The sequence below is a fragment of the Komagataeibacter oboediens genome, assembly GCF_018491655.1.
Lineage (GTDB): Bacteria > Pseudomonadota > Alphaproteobacteria > Acetobacterales > Acetobacteraceae > Komagataeibacter > Komagataeibacter oboediens.
Map to the genome: position 1 here is coordinate 1 of NZ_JABLUU010000050.1, position 999 is coordinate 999.

Annotated in this window: 2 protein-coding genes; both read left to right on the forward strand. The window is 58.0% G+C overall.

From position 1 onward, the window contains the following. Window positions 1–673: hypothetical protein (locus tag HNO79_RS16330; protein WP_214165951.1), on the forward strand; the 673-nt coding region annotated here is incomplete at its 5' end. A 31-nt stretch (window positions 674–704) separates the two neighbouring features. After that, the coding region (locus tag HNO79_RS16335; RefSeq protein ID WP_214165950.1) for an IS5 family transposase at window positions 705–999 on the forward strand (295 nt) is incomplete at its 3' end.

Sequence of the window (999 nt, forward strand, 5' to 3'; positions counted from 1 at the left end):
AGTTGCTATCGATGACTGCGTCTGTTCCCGCCCCCCCCTCAAGGGTTCCGCCGAGCGTGAAGCCGTCGACTCGCTGCGCGGCTATTCCTACCAGATATTGCGCAGCATCGAGACTTGGATTGACCTTCCAGACGGCGCGATCCTTGTCCTGGAAGGCGCCGAGGACCTCGATCTCGTCGAGCAGACCGGCACTGCCACTGTCGAGCAGGTCAAGGACACCTCAAGTTCCGGCAACGTCACCTTGCGGTCTGAGAGCGCCCTCGAGGCCGTCGGCAATTTCTGGGACCATCTTGGACGAAATTCGGGAGTCGGGATCCAGTTCAGGTTTCTCACCACGTCAGGAATAGGTCGGGAGAAAAAACAGCCGTTCGGGTTTGACATTCCGGGTCTCGAAGCGTGGCAACGCATCCGGATGGCTCCAGGTGACAGCAGATCGGTCGAGATGGCGGCGGGCATACAAGCCTTCCTCAAAGACAATGACACGCTCAGCGAACCGTTCAGGCTGTGGCTTGGCAGCGCGTCAACGGAAGATTTCATTGCTCGCATCATTCTGCCATTGGAGTGGGTCGCGGGCTGGCCCACGTCGACCGACCTCTATGATACGATCGTCGCCAGGGCGTGTCGTCAGTTAGCATCTTGCTCTATGAGGCTTGTACCCGCATTTGATCTGTGATGTTTTCTCTCGGTTTTCAGGGAGAGAATGAATGCGACGATATGGCCTGAGTGACAGCCAGTGGGAACGGATAAAAGATCTTCTCCCGGGTCGCGAAGGTCATGTCGGCGGAACGGCCGCCGATAACCGTCTGTTTGTGGAAGCCGTGCTGTATCGCTACCGTGCCGGCATTCCCTGGCGTGATCTGCCTGCCCGGTTCGGGGATTGGAAGAATGTTCACAGACGTCTGCGCCGCTGGTGCGAAAGCGGTGTCATCGAGCAGGTTTTCCTGCATCTGGCTGCCGATCGCGACAACGGATACATGATGATCGACAGCACGATTGTCC